Here is a 20,796-nt window from a genome sequence, read left to right on the forward strand (position 1 = left end):
ATGTGATGGTACTCTAACCGAGCACCTTCTATACTTAAAAAGAATATTTGATTATATTTTTATAACTGAATTTCTGGGGAGGTAGCATGAAGCTACAGCAGCTTAAATACATATGGGAAGTAGCCCACCACGATCTGAATGTGTCTGCCACCGCTCAGGTGTTGTACACCTCGCAGCCAGGCATCAGCAAGCAGATTCGTCTGTTGGAGGATGAGCTGGGCGTTGAGATTTTTGCTCGCAGTGGCAAGCACCTGACGCGGGTTACCCCTGCCGGTGAAGAAATTCTTGCGGTAGCCGGAGAAATCCTGCGCAAAGTCGAAGGTATCAAGCAAGTTGCCCAGGAATTTAGCGATGAAACCAAAGGCTCCCTGACGCTAGCCACCACGCATACCCAGGCCCGTTATGCCTTGCCAGGAGTGATCAGCGTCTTTATGAAGCAGTATCCTGATGTGGCGCTGCATATGAACCAGGGGACGCCAATGCAGATTGCAGAGATGGCGGCCAATGGTACCGTCGACTTTGCCATTGCGACGGAAGGCATGGAGCTGTTCAGTGATCTGGTAATGATGCCGTGTTACCGCTGGAATCGCAGCATACTGGTACCTGCTGATCATCCATTGGCGCAGTGCCAACAGCTGACGCTGGAGCAGGTCGCCAATTATCCGTTGGTAACATACGTCTTTGGTTTTACTGGGCGTTCCAAGCTGGATGAGGCTTTTAAAAGTCGAGGGCTGACACCGAGAGTGGCGTTTACTGCCGCGGATGCCGATGTGATCAAAACCTACGTACGGTTAGGGGTTGGTGTTGGCATTATTGCCAGCATGGCGCTTGATCCAGTGCAGGATAAAGATCTGGTCGCGATTGATGCCAGCCATTTGTTTGCGCCCAGTGTGACCAAGATCGGTTTCCGAAAAGGTACCTTCCTGCGTGGTTTTATGTATGACTTTATTTCTGGGTTTGCGCCACATTTGACGCGAGAGCTGGTGGATGCGGCGGCACAATGTGGCAGTAAACACGATGTGGAAGACGTATTTGATGGGATCAAGCTGCCGGACGTCTGACCGTAGCCGGTAGGGGTGACTTGCCGGGGTTGGCAAGTTGTCTGGCAGGCAAGCCGTTTACACCGTTACAGCATCGATGCACTGAGGCACTGAGGCTGTAATCGCGGGGTAGCGCATGGGGGCCAGGCCCTGATGGAACTGGCAACCGCAGTGCGCAAGCCTCCGCCTGGGCGGAGAGTCGTTATCCCTTGCTGATGATATTGGCGCTGTGCAGGCCACATTCCTTATGGGTTTCTTCTTCCCACCACCAGCGACCTTCCCGCTCGTGCTGGTTGGGTAATACCGGGCGTGTACAGGGCTGGCAGCCGATACTGACAAAACCACGGCTATGCAGCGGGTTGTATGGCACATCAAACATCTTGATGTATTCCCACACTTGCGCGGATGTCCAGTGGGTTAGCGGGTTGTACTTGATTAATTCCCCCTGGCGACCGGGTGATGCATCAACCTCGATCATTTCGATATTGCTGCGAGTACCGGGGCTCTGGTCACGGCGTTGGCCGGTGATCCAGGCATCCAGGGTGGCCAGTTTGTTTTTTAACGGCTGGATTTTACGAATCCCGCAACACTCTTTATGGCCGTCTTCGAAAAAACTGAACATGCCCTTGTCGGAGGTAAACTCCTGCAGGGCCTGCTGGTCCGGCGTTTGTACCTGGATCTTGATGCCATAGTGCTTGCGTACGGCTTCGATAAATTCATAGGTTTCAGGGTGCAGGCGGCCGGTGTCGAGAGTGAATACCTGAACATCCCGGCGAAGCTTGACGGCCATATCGATCAGCACCACATCCTCGGCACCACTGAACGACACGGCAATGGCGTCGTGCTGTTCAAGGGCGTAGCGAATCAGGTCTTTGGGGCGCTGGCTAGCATACTCTGCATTAAGTTGGGTGAAGTCTGTCATCTGGCTGAACCGCTAATTACTGGAAGTTTGGTTAAATGGTAGCACGCCACTTTTAGGTCAAAAAATACTAATAAAGAATATTGTTATTTCATTATGGTTATAAAGTCAGTGTTTTTAAGCTGCGCGCCGTTCAGGCTCAATACCATCAGCTGGCGGTAGCGTGGCGTGCTGGTAATCATTTAACCAGAAGGAGTTCTGTTATTTTGTCCTTGCTCTTAAAAGCTAACAGATCGTTGTTGAACCTTAAACCTCCGTTCCCCCCGGCGGTTGTGTTATAGCAGGCAACTGGCTAGAGTACGGCGGCTGAAAATACCCCGAAAAACTTCCTCGAATCGCGGAGATATCATGGAAATCGCATGTTTGGACCTTGAAGGTGTTCTGGTTCCTGAAATCTGGATTGAATTTGCCAATAAAACCGGGATTGAGGCGCTTAAAGCCACAACCCGTGATATTCCTGACTACGACGTGCTGATGCAGCAACGTTTGGGTTTATTGAAACAGCATGGTTTGAAAATCCAGGATATTCAGGACGTGATAGCGACCCTGTCGCCACTGGAAGGGGCTGCGGAGTTTGTTGACTGGCTGCGTGAGCGTTTTCAGGTAATTATTCTGTCCGATACGTTTTATGAGTTTTCCCAGCCATTAATGCGTCAGCTGGGTTTTCCAACGCTGTTTTGCCACCGCCTGATTACGGACGAAGCCGGTAACGTTGTGGATTATAAATTGCGTCAGGCCGATCCCAAGCGGCAATCGATCCGGGCTTTGCAAACCATCTACTACCGCACCATTGCGGCCGGTGACTCCTACAACGACACCACCATGCTGGCTGAAGCCGACGCTGGCATTCTGTTTCATGCACCGCAAAATGTGATTGACGAATTTCCGCAATTTCCAGCAGTGCATACGTATGACGATTTGAAAAAGGCGTTTATCAAAGCCAGTAATCGTGAACTAAGTCTCTGATCCTGATGTGATTTAATGCATGCATGGTCAAGTATTGTATTTGATGTCATGTATCCACTGTAATACGTATTGAGCGATTGGCGGATTGTCCGTCAATCGTTCATCGGTTTTGTCGTAATGGGCGGTAAGGGTGTGCTGAATAGCCAATACATCTTTTTAGGTCAGCCAAAACAGTGTAATTTGACGACGACATTCATGGGTAGGTACCGCTGACAGCCAGAATGACAATTAAATCGGGAAGTTATTACAGTCGCGACTATACTAGGCGTTCGTGACAGTGTGTTTTTTAAGAAAGCTACGTTATTCAAGATAAAATCTGGTTGGATGTCGTTTTTGCCATGGTGGCCAGAGCATCTTCAGGGATTTTCCAGTACTTGTAATTCCTTTGCTGATAAGTGATAAACGGGTTCTGAATATGTATCAGCAATGGCTGATTTTAAGTATGACCAACAGGCAATGGCGGGAGAATCCAGTCAGGAACTCCAAGAGAGAAACTGTCAGATGGTTGCTGGCATTTGTGCTGTGTGGGCTTGCCCCAACCGTTCTGGCTGACAACGTGGTGATTTCCACCGGGCAATCGCATCTGGAAGATCACAAAACCTACGATCAGACTCCAATGACCTCTTCCGGCAGCAGTACGGTGACGCAGCATTCGTCAAGCGCCGGTCAATCGTCTGCTGCCAGCCGTTCTCCGGTAATCCGCTCCGCCGCCAAGGCGCCGGCCGCTGCGCCGGTCAAAACAACAAAACCGGTCGCCAAAGAAAAGAACACCACGACCACGACGGTCACCTCGACTCCCAAAACAGCAACTGCCAGCAACCTGCCAGCCGCTGCGGTAAGAATCGAAGAACAACGCCGCAGCAGTTTTGCTTTGCCGGTTCCTTCGCAGGAGCTGACAGGGGTTGCCCGTACTGAAACGGCCGCCACCCCCAGTGGTCATGGTGAAGGGCAAGAGCATGGTAGCAGTGCCGCTGTTGCAGAAGACGAGTTGATGGAAATTCTCGCTGGCAGCGTAGAAGTCGGTGCCGGGAGTGATAGCTCGCCAGAAATCACCCAGCAGGTAGTTAATCCCCCAGCGGTCAGTGCTCAGGTGGTCAGTCCGCAAATGACCAGTCAACAAATGACCAGTCCGCAAATGGCAGTGCCACAGGAAGTTGTTCCTCATGTGGCGGAAATACAGCAACACAGTGCCCCGGTAATCAAGCTGCTACCGGCGGATCAGGTCAATCAGTTACAGTCCCGGCGGCGGGTTCAGCCCCAAGAAGCTGCCGGTATGGTGGAGGTGCCGGCGGCAAATCATAGTGGGCGCGTCGTGGTCAAGGAGGAAGTGAATTACCGGCCACCGGCTGAAGTAACGTATTTGCCTCCGCAACCACTGGAAGCAGACCGCCATCTAGGTGCTGCTGATACCACTCGATCATCCGTTCCTGCGGCCAGGGTATCTCCGGGTTATACCCGTTCCAATGTGGTTGAGGTCGCGCCAATGCCGACGTCTGAACTGGTTTCCAGAAACAGCTCCGGCAGTACCGGAGTGTCACACCGTCAAGGTGTAAAGAATATTGGTTCCCGCTCCCGGTCGGTTAGTAGCAATACAACCCAAGGGTACACCCGGTCAGAAATTATCGAAGTGGTGCCGATTCCTGCTTCGGCACTGGTTTCCAAAAAGACGGTTCGGGATACCGGGACAGTCCAGCGCTCAGTCCCGGCTTATGTGGCCCCCAAGGCATCGTCTGGCAAGAGTGTGGCTGGTGTGAGCAGCTCTAAAACCCTTGCCACCAAACCTGCGGTGACCAGTCAGCGGGCATTGCCAACGCCGTCCAGCAGTCTGACGCTGAACAAAACAAAGCCGGTGGTCAAGTCGCCTGCGGTGAATCAGGCAGCGACGTCATCGGTCAAGACCACCAAAAAAGTGCCGGCAGACTTTCCGCGCTGGAATGCCAATCGTGATCTGAATAATCCCGATGCCGAACCTGCGGCGACAACAACCAGTAAAGCCAGGAAAACACCAGCGGCTGCACCCCCTGCCAAGTCACAAGACGAGGCCAAGGATGAGTCCGCTGTTGTGGCCAAGGCGGTAACCGTGGTCGAACCGAGGGAGCCGGCCAAAGCGGCGGCACCAGCGAAGTCGACCACACCAATCCGGTCAGTCAAGCCAGCCAAAACAACGGCAGCCAAAAAATCGTCGACCACCAGCACCGGTACGACCGTGATCAGCAAGCAGGATGCGGTAATGAACATCAAGACGCGTGAAAGTGGTGGGCAGGTAATATACCGGATCGATCAGTAGCCATGGCTGATGACCGGTCTGGTTGGCTCTGAACGATGATGTCAGCCGATGATATCCAGCAGCGCCTGAACCTTGCTGTATAACTCGTCGTATTCCCCTGTTGCGGTAGAATCCTTGACCACGCCGCCACCGGCCCAGCATTCTGCCCCCGTTGTGGTCGCCACGACCGAGCGGATCAGAATATTGAAATCAGTTTCCCCCTGATCACTGAAGTAACCAAAAGAACCGCAGTACAGGCCACGGCTATCGGGTTCCAGTTCCTGGATGATTTCCAGTGCCCGTTTTTTGGGTGCGCCAGTGATCGAGCCACCAGGAAAAGCACTTAATACAGCCTGCAACGGTGAAATATCCGCTTTCAGCTGTGCCTGAATGGTGCTGACCATATGGTGGACATTGGCATGGGATTCAATATCAAACAGCTTGTCGACCTGAACACTGCCGGTGCGCGCGGATTGCCCCAGATCATTACGTAACAGATCCACAATCATCAGGTTTTCCGCCTGATTTTTTTGACTGTCGGCCAGCCACTGGCGATTGGCCTGGTCTTCGCTGGCGGTTTTCCCCCGGGGGGCGGTGCCCTTGATCGGGCTGGTGGTCATCTGGCGTTGACGGATACGCATAAAACGCTCCGGACTGACACTGAACAGCGTCAGGCACTGGCTCCGGAAATAGCAAGAAAACGGCGCATCAAAATGCTCCAGCAATCCGGCTGGTGCCGCATCGGTCAGATCGTTTTGACAGCGAAAAGGCATGGTCAGATTCACCTGATACACATCACCGGAAAGGATGTAATCCTGCACCTGATTGAATGCCTGTTCATACTCGCGGGCATTCCAGCGGGCTTGCCAAGCGGGTTTGTCTGGTTGTTGGAGCTGAAGAGCGGTGTCGTGAGTATCTTGTTGCTCAAGCGCTTGCTGTAACTGCGTAATCAGCTTGTGACGGTATTGGTCAGTCAGAGGCTGTGGGCTGCGAAGGGTGACGGTGTCTGCGTTGAAGTCGAGTAGCAGGCTATGGGGATAATAATGAAATTCTGCCAGCGGTGGTTGTGCCGGTGTCGACTGAGTCGCCGATGGCTGCATGCCCGCTACCGTCTGATGGCAGGCATCAAAGGAGAAATACCCCATCCAGCCACTGATAAAACCACTGTTGTCGGAACGGTCCGTCGGGTTTGTTGATGGCGTTTGCCCTGTTTCCAGAATACGTTGCAGTTGCTGCCATTGTGATGCACTGCGAGCCGACAGGGTGCGGCTCGGAGCCCAGGCCAGTACGGCCCAGCGTTGAGAGTGCGACTGGCCACTGCTGCCGCTGTACAATAAGGCAGCCCCGGGGAGTTGATGGCAGCAGAACAAGAGTGATCGGGCTGAAAAGGGCAGTCCGGTGGCGTGAGATGCGGCCGGTATGGGCGTGCTGGACATGAGAGCGAAGGATTCCCGATCGGTCGGTGGATAAAATAGCGGCGTATTATCCGGCGCATGGTGTCCGATTCACAACCCCTGGCATTGCTATAACCTGCTGGTTAGACTGGCGCTGTCGTCTTTGGGCAGCCTTTGCCTGCCCGTCGAGCCCTTCTGAACCTATTATTCTGTCAGTTTTAAGGCTAATTGTGGAAAAGCACCCCGTTAATCTTCGTACCACCCGTGTTAATCAACATGCACTGCTGTTGCAATCGACATCGCCATCAACATCTCAGGCCGGGCACCGGCGTCTGGTGTTGCTGCACGGTGCCGGTATCGCCGGGGAACTGACCTGGACGTATGTGGCTAATTATCTGGATGGTTGGAGTGAAATATTGATTCCGGATTTTGCCGGGATGGGCAAGTCGTCCTTTATCGATTGCGACAAGCCAACCATTAACGATTATGCGCAACAAATTGAAGAATTGCTGACAGCGCTGGATTGGTGGGATACCGATCTGGTTGGGTATTCTTTTGGCGGTATGGTGGCGACAGAATTGGTCAAGCGGCATGCGTTTGGGTTGCTGTATTTGCTTGAACCGGCGCTATTGTCTGGTGACGATGCCGCTGGCCTGCAAGATAAAGAAGCGCGCTATGCGGCATTGGCGCAACGTTTCCGGCAAGGGGATGACGGCGCGTATCGGGATTTCCTCGATGTGGTGTCGCCCAATCGCCGACGTAATCCGACAGCAGATAAAGTAGCCATGAAGCGTTTGCAGGCCAATCGTCCGGGGTTGAGCCAGGCTCTGGGAGCCGTCAGTGAATCGCTGGGACGCCAACAGGCTTATTACCTCGACTGGACATCACCACTGCCGGGTATGAGTCTGGTGGGCGAATTGAGTGCCCCGGAGATGAAACAGCGGCAGTTACGGCTGGAGCAGCAAAGCAGCGACTGGATCGCCCAGGGGGTCGCCGGGGCGGACCACAGTCTGGTGTTTACTCATCCCAAGCAGGTGGCGCGGCTGATGAATGATCGTCTGGCGCTGGCGTTGTTGTCATAGCGTAGCGGGTCAGACGTCATACCGGTTTGATCCGTCGCGCACCCTGAATGTCTTGTTCTTCAGGAACGTAGCTTCCGTTGCATGCCCGTCTTGGCCAGAATCCGGGTGGAAATTTCCTCGATCGACTTGTCCGTGGTGCTGATAAAGGGAATTTGTTCGCGCTGGTACAGGGTTTCGACCTCGTCCACTTCGTGATAACACTGCTTCAGGGAAGAATAACGGCTGTTGGCGCGGCGCTCATTACGAATCACCGACAGACGATCAGGATCAATGGTCAATCCAAACAGCTTTTTGCGATACGGCTCAAGGCTTTTGGGGAGTCGTAAATCGGCCATGTCTTCTTCGGTCAGTGGGTAGTTGGCCGCCTTGATGCCATATTGCATCGCCAGATAAAGACAAGTAGGGGTTTTGCCGCAACGGGAAACCCCCACCAGAATCACATCGGCGGTTTTGTATTGGCGGGTACGGGCGCCGTCGTCGTTATCCAGTGCGAAGTTGACGGCGTCGATGCGAGACAGGTAACTGGTGTTCTTGGCAGAGTGGGACATCCCCACGCTGTAGGAAGAATCTTCCCCTAGCGCCTGTTCCAATGGTTTCAGGAAAGCATCAAAGATATCGATCTTCAGGCCATTGGCGGTATCGATGACATGCTGGATGGACTTGTCGATGACGGTATCAAAAATAATCGCTGGCTGGCCGCTCTTGATTGCATCAGCATTAATCAGGGCAACCGCTTGTTCGGCTTTGACGATGCTGTCGATGTAGGGCAGGGTGACACACTCGAATTCAATCTTCTCAAATTGTGCCAGCAGGCTATTGCCCAGCATCTCGGCGGTGATGCCGGTGCCATCAGAAATAAAGTAGGCGTATCGCTTCATATGGAAATTTGTTCTACCTGCACTTAGTATTACGCGCGCTTGCTACGGCCCGATTTGAGTCACTGAGTATACGAATAACCGCAGACGATGATCTGCATCAGTAGACTGTTATGATAATGAACCATATCGGTACGCTGGATGGTCCGGAAGCAGCATAAAAAGGGTTATCTGAACCCGTAATCACCGAAACCCAAAAACGGTGTTCTTACCGTCGAGGTCACCACTGGTGGCGTCGATGAGTTCAGCAGGCTCATAAAGCACGCGATGGTACAGGAGAACAACATTGACTGACTATGTACTTTGGTTTGATCAGGTAGGTATGGCAGATGTGGACCGGGTTGGTGGCAAAAATGCCTCGCTCGGAGAAATGATCAGCCACCTGGCCAGTTCTGGCGTTACCGTGCCGGGTGGTTTTGCCACCAGTGCCGACGCCTATCGGGAATTTCTTTCCTATCAGGGACTGGATGATCGTATCAATGCCGCATTGTCCGATCTGGATGTGGATGATGTACGGGCACTGGCAGAAACCGGTGCTGCCATTCGTAGCTGGATTCTGGCGGCGCCGTTACCACCGGCGCTGGAGTCTGCTATCCGGACAGCGTACGACACGCTGCAAGGCGATAATGACCAGATAGCGGCTGCAGTGCGCTCGTCGGCCACAGCAGAAGACCTGCCAGACGCCTCCTTTGCTGGTCAGCAGGAAACCCATCTGAATATCGTGGGGATTGATAACGTTCTGCATGCGGTTCGGGATGTCTTTGCCTCATTGTTTAATGACCGGGCGATTGCCTACCGGGTACATCAGGGCTTTGATCACAGCGCGATTGCCCTGTCGGCCGGTGTGCAGCGCATGGTGCGCAGCGAGACCGCCAGCAGTGGTGTGATGTTCTCGATTGATACCGAGTCCGGTTTTGATCAGGTGGTGTTTATTACTGCATCATACGGCCTCGGTGAAACCGTGGTGCAAGGGGCAGTAAACCCGGATGAGTTCTACATCCACAAGCACAATCTGCGTGAAGGCCGTCCCTCTATATTACGTCGCAATCTCGGTGCCAAAGCCATCAAGATGGTATACAACGCTTCGGCCAGTGTTGGCCAGTCAGTTGAAACCTTGCGGGTGGATCGTGAGTTGCGGCAGCAGTTTTCCATTACCGATACCGAAGCCGAAGCACTGGCACGCATGGCGCTGACCATCGAAGAGCACTATGGCCGGCCGATGGATATCGAATGGGCCAAGGATGGGGATGACGGCAAGTTGTACGTGGTGCAGGCGCGACCGGAAACGGTCAAGAGCCGCACCAGCAAAACCGTGATGGAGCGCTACCTGCTGAAAGAAACCGGCACGGTGCTGGCCGAAGGACGCAGTATTGGCCACCGGATTGGCTCCGGGCCGGTTCGGGTCCTGAACGATATCGACGATATGGATCAGATCCGGGAAGGGGATGTACTGGTTGCCGATATGACCGACCCGGATTGGGAACCGATCATGAAACGCTCGTCAGCCATTGTTACCAACCGGGGTGGGCGGACTTGCCATGCCGCGATTATTGCGCGTGAACTGGGCATTCCGGCGGTGGTCGGTTGTGAAGACGCTACCGAGCGACTGAAAGATGGCCAGCCGGTCACGGTATCCTGTGCCGAGGGTGATACAGGTTATGTTTACGATGGCGCACTGGATTTTGATATCCGCACCAACAGCGTGGACTCAATGCCGGAGCTGCCGTTCAAAATCATGATGAACGTAGGCAATCCCGACCGGGCCTTTGATTTCCAGGAGCTGCCAAACGCCGGGGTTGGTCTGGCGCGGCTGGAATTTATTATCAATCGCATGATCGGTGTGCACCCCAAGGCCTTGCTGAATTTCGACAACCTGCCCGAAGACCTCAAGCCTACGGTACAACGCCGTTTTGCCGGCTATCCGGGGCCGGTCGACTTTTACGTCGAAAAGCTGGTGGAAGGGATTTCAACACTGGCCGCCGCGTTCTGGCCCAAGCGGGTAATCGTGCGCTTGTCAGACTTCAAATCAAACGAGTACGCCAACCTGATTGGTGGCCGTTTGTACGAGCCGGAAGAAGAAAACCCGATGCTGGGCTTCCGTGGCGCTTCCCGTTATATCTCGAAAAATTTCCGCGATTGTTTTGAGCTGGAATGCCGGGCCATGCACAAGGTGCGGGATGAGATGGGCTTTACCAATGTCGAGATCATGGTGCCCTTTGTACGCACCCCTGGTGAAGCGGAGCAAGTCGTTAACTTGTTGAAAGACAACGGCCTGGAGCGCGGCAAGAACGGCCTCAAGCTGATTATGATGTGTGAGCTGCCGGCCAATGCCATTCTCGCCGACGAGTTTTTACAGCACTTTGATGGTTTCTCGATCGGTTCCAATGATTTGACCCAGCTGACACTCGGACTGGATCGGGATTCCGGTATTATTGCCCATCTGTTTGATGAGCGTAATCCGGCGATCAAGGTGCTGCTGGAAAAGGCCATTCAGGCATGTAAACGACAAGGTAAATACGTGGGTATTTGTGGCCAGGGGCCATCAGATCATCCGGATTTTGCCCGCTGGTTGATGGAACATGGCATCGACAGCGTGTCGTTGAACCCGGACTCTGTTATGGATACCTGGTTCTTCCTCGCGGACAAGTCACATTAATGTCCAAACGGGCTGCCATTCTTATCTTACCGCAATGAGTACCCGATCGCTGGTGATCGGAGCTTTGGAGATATTCCCGCATGAAAAGCAGCAGTGCGCTGTTTCCGGTAACCCTGGCCAGGGCTGATAACCTGGCCGGTTTTACCGATGATGTTTATCTGGTCAAGCACAACCTTGATCAGGATCGCAGTGTCGAAGTGGCGGTAACACACCTGTCCCCCGGCAGTTATGAAACATCTCCAGACCGTGATGGCCGTCGTCCACCGGTTGTGCTGCTGCATGGCTCGTTTACCAATCGCAGTTTCTGGCTGACCGCCGATGGTGACGGCCTGGCTGCCTGGCTGGTGCGGCAGGGGTTTGATGTCTGGTTGATGGAGCAGCGAGGTCATGGATTGTCGCCACGCAATATCGAATACACGGACAATACGGCGCAACAGTACGCCTGTTACGATGTGCCCGCCGTCAATGATTTTGTCTGTGAAAAAACCGGAGAATACCCGGCCTGGATCGGACACTCCTTGGGTGGGGTGGTGCTGGCAACTGCGATTGCAGCGGCCAAGTTACACCCGGACAACTGCGCCGGTGTGGTGTCGTTTGGTGCCCAGGTGCTGAAACGCCCCTGGTATTTGTGGATGCCATTAGGGGCATTAAGTTTACGGACGCTGATGTCCATCAAGGGTGAGCTGGACGGTCTCAAGGTCGGCATTGGCCCCGAAAATGAACCGGCCGGTATCGTGAATGAATACCTGGCACGACAGGCTATTTTTGGCAAATGGCAACTGACAGCAGCCAAACAACCATTGTTGCCCGCCTGGCGACAGGCCAGGGTGTCGTTGCGCATGTTTGCCGGTGTCGCTGATCGTGTTGATCCGCTCACCTGCTGCCGTCGTTTTTACGAACACTACGGTTCCGACGCAGGCGTGGAAGTGCCCAAATCCATGACGGTGCTGGGTACCGATAGCGGTTTTAGTGAAGATTATGATCACTCCGGCATGGTCAACAGCCCGACAGCCTGTCATGAAGTCTGGCCATTGGTGGGCGACTGGCTGGGTAATCTGCATGCCTTGCCGGGGAATCCAGTCGTTAATCACTCGTTATTACTTGAATGATTCTTGCTTGCTATCAGCCCAAAGTGGTCTGGACGACAGTGCCCTGTATGGTGTTTGATAGCCAACACACTTAACAGGAGACCACTTGTATGACTGATTATCTGACCCCCGATCTGTGCGATGAATATCCTGAACTGATCGAAGTGGTTGAACCTATGTTCAACAATTATGGCGGCCATGACAGCTTTGGTGGCGAGATTGTGACCATCAAAGCCTTTGAGGATAACTCCAAGGTCCGTGAGCTGGTAGCCACTGACGGCAAGGGCAAGGTACTGGTTGTCGACGGTGGTGGTTCACTGCGCCACGCCATGCTGGGCGATATGCTGGCAGAAAAAGCCGCTAACAACGGCTGGGAAGGCATTATTATTAATGGCTGTATTCGTGATGTTGATGCCATTATGGAAACCGCACTGGGTGTTCAGGCATTGGCGACCCATCCACTCAAAACCGACAAGCGTGGCCTGGGTGATGTGAACGTTGAGGTCAAATTTGGCGGCGTTGTATTCAAACCCGGCTGCTTTGTCTATGCCGATAACAACGGCATTATTGTTTCTCCCAAAGCATTGTCGATGCCAGCTGAATAAGTACCCTGATGACTGGGAAATCAGTCGCCTCCGCTGCGTGGCCCGGCTTGGCCGGGGCATGCAGGTTGGGGCATGCAGGTTGGGGCATGAGGTTGGGGCATGAGGTTGGGAGAAAGAAGAGTGGGTAGAGGGAGAGAGAGGCTGGAAGTGTGGAGCTGTCGAGCGTACGAATAAACACTAATAAACTAATAAAAATTACAGCCTGAATTCAGCGTATCAATAAATCATTGCTGGCCAATCCTGGCGACTGCAAATAAATAATCATGCAATAAAAACAATCAATATCTGGTGCTGATGCATGCCGGTTTTCTGGCGTTCTGCAAAAATCACAATATCAGAACCGGGTGCAGGATTAATGTTGGTTTTATTTGGTATTCATAAAATATCATCAATGGAGATAATATGTTTCGTGAGCTACAGGGGGCATCTATTTAATCCGGTAGCCCAGAGTGAGCACCGGATTAAATAGATGTCCCCTTTACCTTAAAGGCAGCAAGACTGATGAGATTTTGTCGATTGCTGAAATAAAGCGTATATCTGTTGACCCCGAATAAAGAGCGTATTCAAAACCCTGTGTAAGGCTGTTCAGTGTTCTGGGTCAGTCACTGGTCGCGCTACCCATCCAGATACGCGTCGATGCTGCCACTCAAAATGGATGCTCAGCTGCGACAGCGTGAGGTTCCAGTTCTGCCCCTTGATTCTATTTGCCGCTGCCGCTCCATCATGCCGTCAGCACACGCTGCAGTCGATGTGGCGCGACAAGCAAGCGGAGCCTGGCGACAAGGTGACACCAAACGGGTCATCGTCACCGATTGCATACAAAATCGTTTTCTGAACAAATATTCTGGCCTTTTTTTAGCCAGATTCTGTATTTTCGTATACAATATTAGCCTAAAGTCTATTGTTAATCTCCTTCAAGGGCCTTATTGTGAGCACATCCCAATCGATTGTAGACAATCTGATGGCAGACCCTCAAACACTCGCAGATAAGGTTTTTTCAGAACTCACCACCGCCATTGTGCGGGGAGAGCTGAAGCCGGGTGTACGAGTGTCGGAGCAAATGCTGGTGCAGAAGTACGGCGGTAGCCGTGCGCCGATGCGTGAAGCCATTCAGAAACTGGAAGCCCGGCACCTGGTTGTGCGTATTCCCCATGCCGGAGCCAGGGTGGTGTCGTTATCGTTGGCGGAGCTGCGCGATATCTATGAAGTCCGGGTTGAACTGGAAAGCATGGCTTGCCGTCTCGCCGCCGAGCGGATGACGGACGACGAAATTGCTGAGTTACAAACCTTGCTGAATGAACACGCGGCATCGATTGAGGCTGAGCAAGGGCAGAGTTATTACCAGAAAGCCGGTGATCTCGACCTGCATTACCGGCTGATTCGTGGCAGCAAGAATGAACGCTTGCAGCAAATGTTATACGGCGAGTTGTATCACCTGGTGCGTATGTACCGCTATCAAACCAGTACCAGTACCGAGCGCCCATTACAGGCTCTGCAGGAACACCAACGTATCGTTGAAGCCATCGCAGCACGTGATGCCGAGTTGGCTGAACTGTTGATGCGACGTCATATCCAGACGTCGCTTCTTAATCTTGAACGACTTATGGCAGAAGAGGAGGGTCAATGATGACTCCAGGACAAAAATTTCGTCAGGCACTGGCGGAAAACAAACCATTACAGATTGTGGGCACCATCAATGCTTATAGCGCCATGATGGCTGAACGTATCGGACACAAGGCAATTTACCTGTCCGGTGGTGGTGTGGCGAATGCCTCTTATGGTCTGCCAGATCTGGGTATGACGTCGCTGAACGACGTGATCGCCGATGTTAGCCGTATTACGGCAGCCTCTTCTTTGCCATTGCTGGTGGATATTGATACCGGTTGGGGTGGCGCGTTTAACATTGCCCGCACTATCCAGCAGATGGAAAAAGCCGGTGCCGCTGCGGTTCACCTGGAAGACCAGGTAGCCCAGAAACGTTGTGGTCATCGTCCGAACAAGGAAATTGTTTCGGTTGAAGAAATGACCGACCGTATCCGTGCGGCGGTTGATGCCCGTACCGATCCTGATTTCTTCATCATGGCCCGTACCGATGCCTTTGCCCAGGAAGGTCTGGAAGCGGCGCTGGAACGTGCCAAAGCCTATGTGGCTGCAGGTGCGGATGGCATTTTTGCGGAAGCAATCAAAACCGAAGAACATTACCGTGCCTTCTCTGAAGCGCTGGGTGATGTGCCAGTACTGGCGAACATTACCGAGTTCGGTCAAACCGAATTGTGGAACCGTGAGCAGCTGGGTGAATGGGGCGCTGCCATGGTGTTGTACCCACTGAGTGCGTTCCGTGCCATGAACAAGGCAGCAGAAACGGTATATACCAGCATTCTTGAAAACGGTGATCAGCGCGCAGTTGTCGACATGATGCAGACCCGTATGGATCTTTACTCTTACTTGAACTACCACGATTTTGAACAGAAGCTGGACCAGCTGTTCTCTGAAGGTAAAAACAAGTAAGCCTCCGGCTGACCCAATAATAACACCAGATCTACACCTGTACGTATCGCGTTACTGCGGCCACAACACAACGGATATTGGCTGTTGGCGCGATACGACATACCACCGCTACAGGTGTGGCAACTGACCAGTTTCGATGGAGCATAATGATGGCTGAAGCAAAAAAACTGAGTGGCGCAGGCTTGCGCGGACAATCTGCCGGTGAAACGGCACTGTGTACCGTAGGTAAAAGCGGTGCCGGTCTGACCTACCGTGGTTACGATATCAAGGAATTGGCCGACAAGGCCCAGTTTGAAGAAGTCGCTTATTTGTTGCTGTACGGCAAATTGCCTAATCAGGCAGAGCTGGACGGTTACAAAGCCAAATTGAAAAGCCTGCGTGGCTTGCCCGACGCCTTGAAAACCGTACTGGAACAGATTCCAGCTGACGCTCACCCAATGGATGTGATGCGGACCGGTTGTTCGATGCTGGGTAATCTGGAAACTGAAACCGATTTTTCCCAGGCCCACGACAGCATTGATCGCATGCTGGCGGTTTTCCCAGGCATGATCAACTACTGGTACAACTTTACCCATAACGATGGTTTGCGTATCGAGGTAGAGACCGAGGCCGACAGCATTGGTGAACAGTTCCTGTGGACCCTGCACAACAAAAAACCTGATCCAATGCATGTGGATGTGATGCACGCGTCACTGATCGTGTATGCAGAACACGAATTTAATGCTTCGACGTTTACTGCCCGCGTGTGTGCTTCCACCCTGAGCGATATTCACAGCTGTGTGACCGCTGCCATTGGTTCCCTGCGTGGGCCACTGCATGGTGGTGCCAACGAAGCGGCCATGGACATGATCGAGCAATGGCGTTCAGCCGATGAAGCAGAAGAAGCCATCATGGGTATGCTGGCGCGCAAAGACAAGATCATGGGCTTTGGTCACGCGATTTACAGAGAGTGTGACCCGCGTAATGCCATCATCAAGGAATGGTCACAAAAACTGGCTGAACTGGTCAATGACAAGCATCTGTACGCCGTTTCCGAGCGTGTTGAAGCGGTGATGTGGCGCGAGAAAAAACTGTTCTGCAACGCGGATTTCTTCCACGCCTCGGCTTACAGCTTTATGGGTATCCCAACCAAGTTGTTTACACCTATCTTTGTGTGTTCACGGGCTTCTGGCTGGTGTGCTCATGTTATGGAACAGCGTGCCAACAACCGGATTATCCGTCCATCTGCAGACTACTCCGGCCCGGAAAGCGCCGAATGGGTTGATATATCTGAACGCAGTTGATTGTTGTGATGATCAGGTGATGGATGCTGGCCATAGAGCTGTCCATTCGCCACAAGCCGGGTGCCTGAAACCAGTGTGTTGAAGGCACCTGACGTGTTGGGCCAAGCAATGCTGCTGCCTGAAGTCACAACCAAATTACAACAACCGGTTGTTGTCCGACAGCCGGAAGAGAGAACACCATGAATACTGAATTCCGTAAAAACCTGCCCGGTACCGACCTCGATTATTTCGATACTCGTGCAGCTGTTGATGCGATCCAGCCTGGGGCCTATGCCAAGCTGCCGTACACTTCCCGCGTGTTGGCGGAACAACTGGTTCGTCGTTGTGACCCTGCCGACCTGACCGCTTCCCTGACACAGCTGATCGAACGCAAGCGTGACCTGGATTTTCCATGGTACCCGGCACGAGTCGTGTGTCACGATATTCTCGGTCAGACGGCGCTGGTCGACCTGGCGGGTTTGCGTGATGCCATTGCTGACCAGGGAGGCGACCCGGCCAAAGTGAATCCGGTTGTGCCAACCCAGTTGATTGTTGACCACTCGCTGGCAGTTGAAGCCGCAGGTTTTGACCCGGATGCCTTCGAGAAAAACCGGGCGATTGAAGATCGTCGTAACGCTGACCGCTTCCACTTTATTGAGTGGACCAAAACCGCTTTCAAAAACGTCGATGTGATCCCGGCCGGTAACGGCATCATGCACCAGATCAATCTGGAAAAGATGTCGCCAGTGATTCAGGCCCGTGAAGATGACAACGGCAAGCTGGTGGCTTTCCCGGATACCTGTGTCGGGACCGATTCCCACACACCACACGTGGATGCGCTGGGCGTTATCGCGATTGGTGTTGGTGGTCTGGAAGCCGAAACCGTGATGCTGGGCTTGCCATCCATGATGCGCCTGCCAGACATTACCGGGGTTGAGCTGATTGGCAAACGTCAGCCCGGGATTACCGCTACCGATATTGTTCTGGCGTTAACCGAATTCCTGCGCAAGGAACGGGTAGTCGGTGCCTATGTTGAGTTCTTCGGTGCCGGTGCCGCCAGCCTGTCCATTGGTGATCGTGCCACGATCTCTAACATGTGTCCTGAGTTTGGTGCCACCGCTGCGATGTTCTACATCGATTCCCAAACCATTGATTACCTGAAACTGACCGGGCGTGAGCCTGAGCAAGTCGCACTGGTTGAGCAATACGCCAAAGAGACCGGCTTGTGGGCGGATGCGCTGGTCGACGCTGAATACGAGCGCGTGCTGCAGTTTGATTTGTCCTCTGTGGTTCGTAACATGGCTGGCCCGTCCAACCCGCATCGTCGTTTGCCAACCTCGGATCTGACCGAACGCGGTATCGCCGATGAAGGCAAACTGGCTGCTGGCAAGCAGGAAGAAGCCGATGGCCTGATGCCGGATGGCGCGGTGATTATTGCGGCGATTACTTCGTGTACCAATACATCGAACCCTCGCAACGTGGTTGCAGCGGCATTGTTGGCGAAAAAAGCCAATGAATTGGGCCTGACTCGCAAACCCTGGGTGAAAAGCTCGTTTGCACCAGGTTCCAAGGTTGCCAAACTGTATCTGGAAGAAGCTGGCCTGCTGACTGAGTTGGAAAAACTCGGCTTCGGTATCGTGGCTTATGCCTGCACGACCTGTAACGGCATGTCGGGTGCACTGGACCCAGCGATTCAGCAAGAAATTATCGACCGTGACCTGTACGCCACCGCAGTACTGTCGGGTAACCGTAACTTTGATGGTCGTATCCATCCGTATGCCAAACAGGCTTTCCTGGCGTCACCACCACTGGTTGTGGCCTATGCGATTGCCGGTACGGTGCGTTTTGATATCGAGCACGATGCCCTGGCCGTGGTTGATGGCAAGGAAATTACCCTGAAAGACCTGTGGCCATCAGATGAAGAAATTGATGCCATCGTTGCCTCCGCAGTTAAGCCGGAGCAGTTCAAGCAAGTCTATATCCCGATGTTTGATCTGGGTGAAATCGAACAAGCCGAGAGCCCACTGTACGACTGGCGTCCAATGTCGACCTATATCCGTCGTCCTCCTTATTGGGAAGGTGCCCTGGCGGGTGAACGCAGCATGAAAGACATGCGTCCTCTGGCGGTGCTGGGTGACAACATCACTACCGACCACCTGTCGCCATCCAATGCGATTCAGGCACACAGTGCGGCCGGTGAATACTGCGCCAAAATGGGCTTGCCGGAAGAAGACTTCAACAGCTATGCAACGCACCGAGGCGATCACCTGACGGCGCAGCGTGCGACATTCGCCAACCCGAAATTGCTGAACGAAATGTGTCGTGACGAGCAGGGTGACGTGATTCAGGGGTCTCTGGCGCGGGTTGAGCCGGAAGGCGAACAAATGCGTATGTGGGAAGCGATTGAAACCTACATGAACCGCAAACAGCCGCTGATTATTGTGGCGGGTGCTGATTATGGTCAGGGTTCTTCCCGTGACTGGGCCGCCAAAGGCGTTCGTCTGGCAGGCGTGGAAGTGATCGTCGCGGAAGGTTTCGAGCGTATTCACCGGACCAACCTGGTGGGTATGGGAGTATTACCGGTGGAATTCAAGCCGGGTACCACTCGTCTGACCCTGGGTCTGGATGGCACCGAAACCTACACCATCAAAGGCGATATTTCTCCACGCAGTGAGCTGACCCTTGAAGTGACTCGCCGTAGTGGTGAGGTGGTTGAGGTACCGGTGACCTGTCGTCTGGATACCGCAACGGAAGTACGTGTTTATAACGCCGGTGGCGTATTGCAAATGTTTGCCAAGGACTTCCTCGGACAGGAATAAGCGGCAAACTCCGTAGCCGCTGGTTGCCCCTGAAAACAAGAGGCCGCCAGCGGTTCGTTTTGTCCAGAACCGATTTATAGACATGGCCGGTGCCTGTTTCCCGGTACCGGCTCATCAAGGAGACCATATGGCCCACGTTCCTCAAATTAAAATTCCGGCGACCTATATTCGTGGTGGGACATCAAAAGGTGTGTTTTTTCGCCGCCAGGATTTACCGCCTGCCGCTCAGGAGCCGGGTGAAGCCCGTGACAAGATTCTGCAGCGTGTGATTGGCAGCCCGGATCCTTACGGTCAGCAGATCGATGGTATGGGGGGCGCTACCTCCAGCACCTCGAAAACCGTTATCGTGGATAAAAGCACCCAGCCAGACCATGATGTGGATTATTTGTTTGGTCAGGTAGCCATCAATAAAGCATTTGTCGACTGGTCGGGTAACTGTGGCAACCTGACGGCAGCGGTGGGTGCCTTTGCCATTATGTCCGGTTTTGTGGATGCCGGGCGGATTCCGGAAAACGGCGTCTGTACGGTACGTATCTGGCAGAAAAACATCAGTAAAACCATTATTGCCCATGTGCCCATCACGGCGGGAGAAGTACAGGAAACCGGTGACTTTGAGCTGGATGGTGTGACCTTCCCGGCGGCAGAAGTCGAAGTGGAATTCATGGATCCGGCCGATGGCGAAGGCTCGATGTTCCCAACCGGCAACCTGGTCGACGACTTGGAAGTACCGGGTATCGGAACCTTCAAGGCAACCATGATCAATGCCGGTATTCCGACCATTTTTGTCAATGCTGCGGATATTGGTTACACCGGTACCGAGTTGCAAAAAGACATCAACAGCGATGCTGAAGCACTGGCACGTTTTGAAACCATGCGGGCCTGGGGTGCGGTCAAAATGGGATTGATTAACGATATCTCAGAAGCAGCCGCTCGCCAGCACACTCCCAAAATTGCATTTGTGGCCCCTGCGACAGCGTATGTCTCGTCCAGTGGCAAGCAGATTGAGGCCGACGCCATTGATGTCTGTGTCCGTGCCTTGTCGATGGGTAAATTGCACCATGCCATGATGGGAACGGCATCGGTGGCCATTGCTACTGCGGCGGCAGTGCCCGGCACGCTGGTGAATCTGGCAGCCGGTGGTGTCGAGCGTGACGCGGTTATTTTTGGGCACCCGTCCGGTACCTTGCGAGTCGGTGCTGCGGCAGAGCTGGTGGATGGTGAATGGCGTGCCCAAAAGGCCGTGATGAGTCGTTCCGCTCGCGTATTGATGGAAGGTTTTGTCCGTATCCCCGGGGATACGTTTTAGCTGCCGGGCA

Annotated in this window: 15 protein-coding genes; 12 read left to right on the forward strand and 3 right to left on the reverse strand. The window is 53.4% G+C overall.

Annotated elements, in window-relative coordinates; genetic code table 11:
* Window positions 1-86: 86 nt before the first annotated feature.
* The gene (cysB, locus tag Q8W22_RS06605; RefSeq protein ID WP_305451884.1) at window positions 87-1,061 is read left to right on the forward strand and encodes an HTH-type transcriptional regulator CysB; all 975 of its coding nucleotides are present in this window, start codon (window positions 87-89) and stop codon (window positions 1,059-1,061) included.
* A 181-nt stretch (window positions 1,062-1,242) separates the two neighbouring features.
* Here cysB and Q8W22_RS06610 read toward each other — a convergent pair whose 3' ends face one another.
* Window positions 1,243-1,962 (reverse strand): phosphoadenylyl-sulfate reductase, encoded by a 720-nt coding sequence (locus Q8W22_RS06610; protein ID WP_303431447.1) that lies wholly within the window; start codon window positions 1,960-1,962, stop codon window positions 1,243-1,245.
* A 345-nt stretch (window positions 1,963-2,307) separates the two neighbouring features.
* On the opposite strand from Q8W22_RS06610, the gene thrH reads away from it, so the two are divergent.
* Both thrH and Q8W22_RS06620 read left to right on the forward strand, forming a co-directional pair.
* On the forward strand, window positions 2,308-2,925 hold the full coding sequence (gene thrH / locus Q8W22_RS06615) for a bifunctional phosphoserine phosphatase/homoserine phosphotransferase ThrH (RefSeq protein ID WP_303431448.1): 618 nt from the start codon (window positions 2,308-2,310) through the stop codon (window positions 2,923-2,925).
* Window positions 2,926-3,481: 556 nt separating this feature from the next.
* Window positions 3,482-5,212, forward strand: a complete 1,731-nt coding sequence (locus tag Q8W22_RS06620; RefSeq protein WP_305451885.1) for a hypothetical protein — start codon at window positions 3,482-3,484, stop codon at window positions 5,210-5,212.
* A gap of 41 nt (window positions 5,213-5,253) precedes the next feature.
* Here Q8W22_RS06620 and Q8W22_RS06625 read toward each other — a convergent pair whose 3' ends face one another.
* Window positions 5,254-6,627: an anthranilate synthase component I family protein gene (locus Q8W22_RS06625; RefSeq protein WP_305451886.1), complete on the reverse strand. Its 1,374-nt coding sequence runs from the start codon at window positions 6,625-6,627 to the stop codon at window positions 5,254-5,256.
* A gap of 188 nt (window positions 6,628-6,815) precedes the next feature.
* Here Q8W22_RS06625 and Q8W22_RS06630 point away from each other — a divergent pair, with 188 nt between their 5' ends.
* A complete protein-coding gene (locus Q8W22_RS06630) occupies window positions 6,816-7,667 on the forward strand; it encodes an alpha/beta fold hydrolase (RefSeq protein ID WP_303431451.1) in 852 nt (283 codons plus the stop codon).
* Between the two features lie 59 nt (window positions 7,668-7,726).
* Here the strand turns inward: Q8W22_RS06630 and Q8W22_RS06635 are convergent, their stop codons facing one another.
* Complete coding sequence (locus Q8W22_RS06635; protein ID WP_303431452.1) at window positions 7,727-8,545, reverse strand: pyruvate, water dikinase regulatory protein; 819 nt, start codon at window positions 8,543-8,545, stop codon at window positions 7,727-7,729.
* Between the two features lie 283 nt (window positions 8,546-8,828).
* Here Q8W22_RS06635 and ppsA point away from each other — a divergent pair, with 283 nt between their 5' ends.
* From ppsA to prpF, 8 genes are all read left to right on the forward strand, one after another.
* On the forward strand, window positions 8,829-11,198 hold the full coding sequence (ppsA, locus tag Q8W22_RS06640) for a phosphoenolpyruvate synthase (protein ID WP_303431453.1): 2,370 nt from the start codon (window positions 8,829-8,831) through the stop codon (window positions 11,196-11,198).
* 80 nt (window positions 11,199-11,278) lie between these two features.
* Complete coding sequence (locus Q8W22_RS06645; protein WP_305451887.1) at window positions 11,279-12,307, forward strand: alpha/beta fold hydrolase; 1,029 nt, start codon at window positions 11,279-11,281, stop codon at window positions 12,305-12,307.
* A gap of 89 nt (window positions 12,308-12,396) precedes the next feature.
* Window positions 12,397-12,891 carry a ribonuclease E activity regulator RraA gene (gene rraA, locus Q8W22_RS06650; RefSeq protein WP_305413390.1) on the forward strand — a complete coding sequence of 165 codons (495 nt, stop codon included), beginning with the start codon at window positions 12,397-12,399 and terminating at the stop codon, window positions 12,889-12,891.
* 961 nt (window positions 12,892-13,852) lie between these two features.
* Complete coding sequence (locus Q8W22_RS06655) at window positions 13,853-14,518, forward strand: GntR family transcriptional regulator (RefSeq protein ID WP_303431715.1); 666 nt, start codon at window positions 13,853-13,855, stop codon at window positions 14,516-14,518.
* Window positions 14,518-15,399, forward strand: a complete 882-nt coding sequence (prpB, locus tag Q8W22_RS06660) for a methylisocitrate lyase (protein WP_303431716.1) — start codon at window positions 14,518-14,520, stop codon at window positions 15,397-15,399. Before Q8W22_RS06655 ends, prpB begins: the two co-directional genes overlap by 1 nt.
* Before the next feature lie 149 nt (window positions 15,400-15,548).
* Window positions 15,549-16,682, forward strand: a complete 1,134-nt coding sequence (gene prpC / locus Q8W22_RS06665) for a 2-methylcitrate synthase (protein ID WP_303431458.1) — start codon at window positions 15,549-15,551, stop codon at window positions 16,680-16,682.
* A 179-nt stretch (window positions 16,683-16,861) separates the two neighbouring features.
* On the forward strand, window positions 16,862-19,480 hold the full coding sequence (gene acnD / locus Q8W22_RS06670) for a Fe/S-dependent 2-methylisocitrate dehydratase AcnD (RefSeq protein WP_305451888.1): 2,619 nt from the start codon (window positions 16,862-16,864) through the stop codon (window positions 19,478-19,480).
* A gap of 127 nt (window positions 19,481-19,607) precedes the next feature.
* A complete protein-coding gene (gene prpF, locus Q8W22_RS06675) occupies window positions 19,608-20,786 on the forward strand; it encodes a 2-methylaconitate cis-trans isomerase PrpF (RefSeq protein ID WP_303431461.1) in 1,179 nt (392 codons plus the stop codon).
* Window positions 20,787-20,796: the final 10 nt, after the last annotated feature.

The organism is Oceanobacter sp. 1_MG-2023 (genome assembly GCF_030689025.1).
Lineage (GTDB): Bacteria > Pseudomonadota > Gammaproteobacteria > Pseudomonadales > Oceanobacteraceae > Oceanobacter.

Coding starts and splice junctions, on each gene's coding strand:
- prpF (WP_303431461.1), top strand. CDS start 19,608: ATGGCCCACGTTCCTCAAATTAAAATTCCGGCGACCTATATTCGTGGT.
- Q8W22_RS06625 (WP_305451886.1), bottom strand. CDS start 6,627: ATGTCCAGCACGCCCATACCGGCCGCATCTCACGCCACCGGACTGCCC.
- cysB (WP_305451884.1), top strand. CDS start 87: ATGAAGCTACAGCAGCTTAAATACATATGGGAAGTAGCCCACCACGAT.
- prpB (WP_303431716.1), top strand. CDS start 14,518: ATGACTCCAGGACAAAAATTTCGTCAGGCACTGGCGGAAAACAAACCA.
- rraA (WP_305413390.1), top strand. CDS start 12,397: ATGACTGATTATCTGACCCCCGATCTGTGCGATGAATATCCTGAACTG.
- Q8W22_RS06645 (WP_305451887.1), top strand. CDS start 11,279: ATGAAAAGCAGCAGTGCGCTGTTTCCGGTAACCCTGGCCAGGGCTGAT.
- thrH (WP_303431448.1), top strand. CDS start 2,308: ATGGAAATCGCATGTTTGGACCTTGAAGGTGTTCTGGTTCCTGAAATC.
- Q8W22_RS06635 (WP_303431452.1), bottom strand. CDS start 8,545: ATGAAGCGATACGCCTACTTTATTTCTGATGGCACCGGCATCACCGCC.
- Q8W22_RS06655 (WP_303431715.1), top strand. CDS start 13,853: ATGGCAGACCCTCAAACACTCGCAGATAAGGTTTTTTCAGAACTCACC.
- Q8W22_RS06610 (WP_303431447.1), bottom strand. CDS start 1,962: ATGACAGACTTCACCCAACTTAATGCAGAGTATGCTAGCCAGCGCCCC.
- acnD (WP_305451888.1), top strand. CDS start 16,862: ATGAATACTGAATTCCGTAAAAACCTGCCCGGTACCGACCTCGATTAT.
- prpC (WP_303431458.1), top strand. CDS start 15,549: ATGGCTGAAGCAAAAAAACTGAGTGGCGCAGGCTTGCGCGGACAATCT.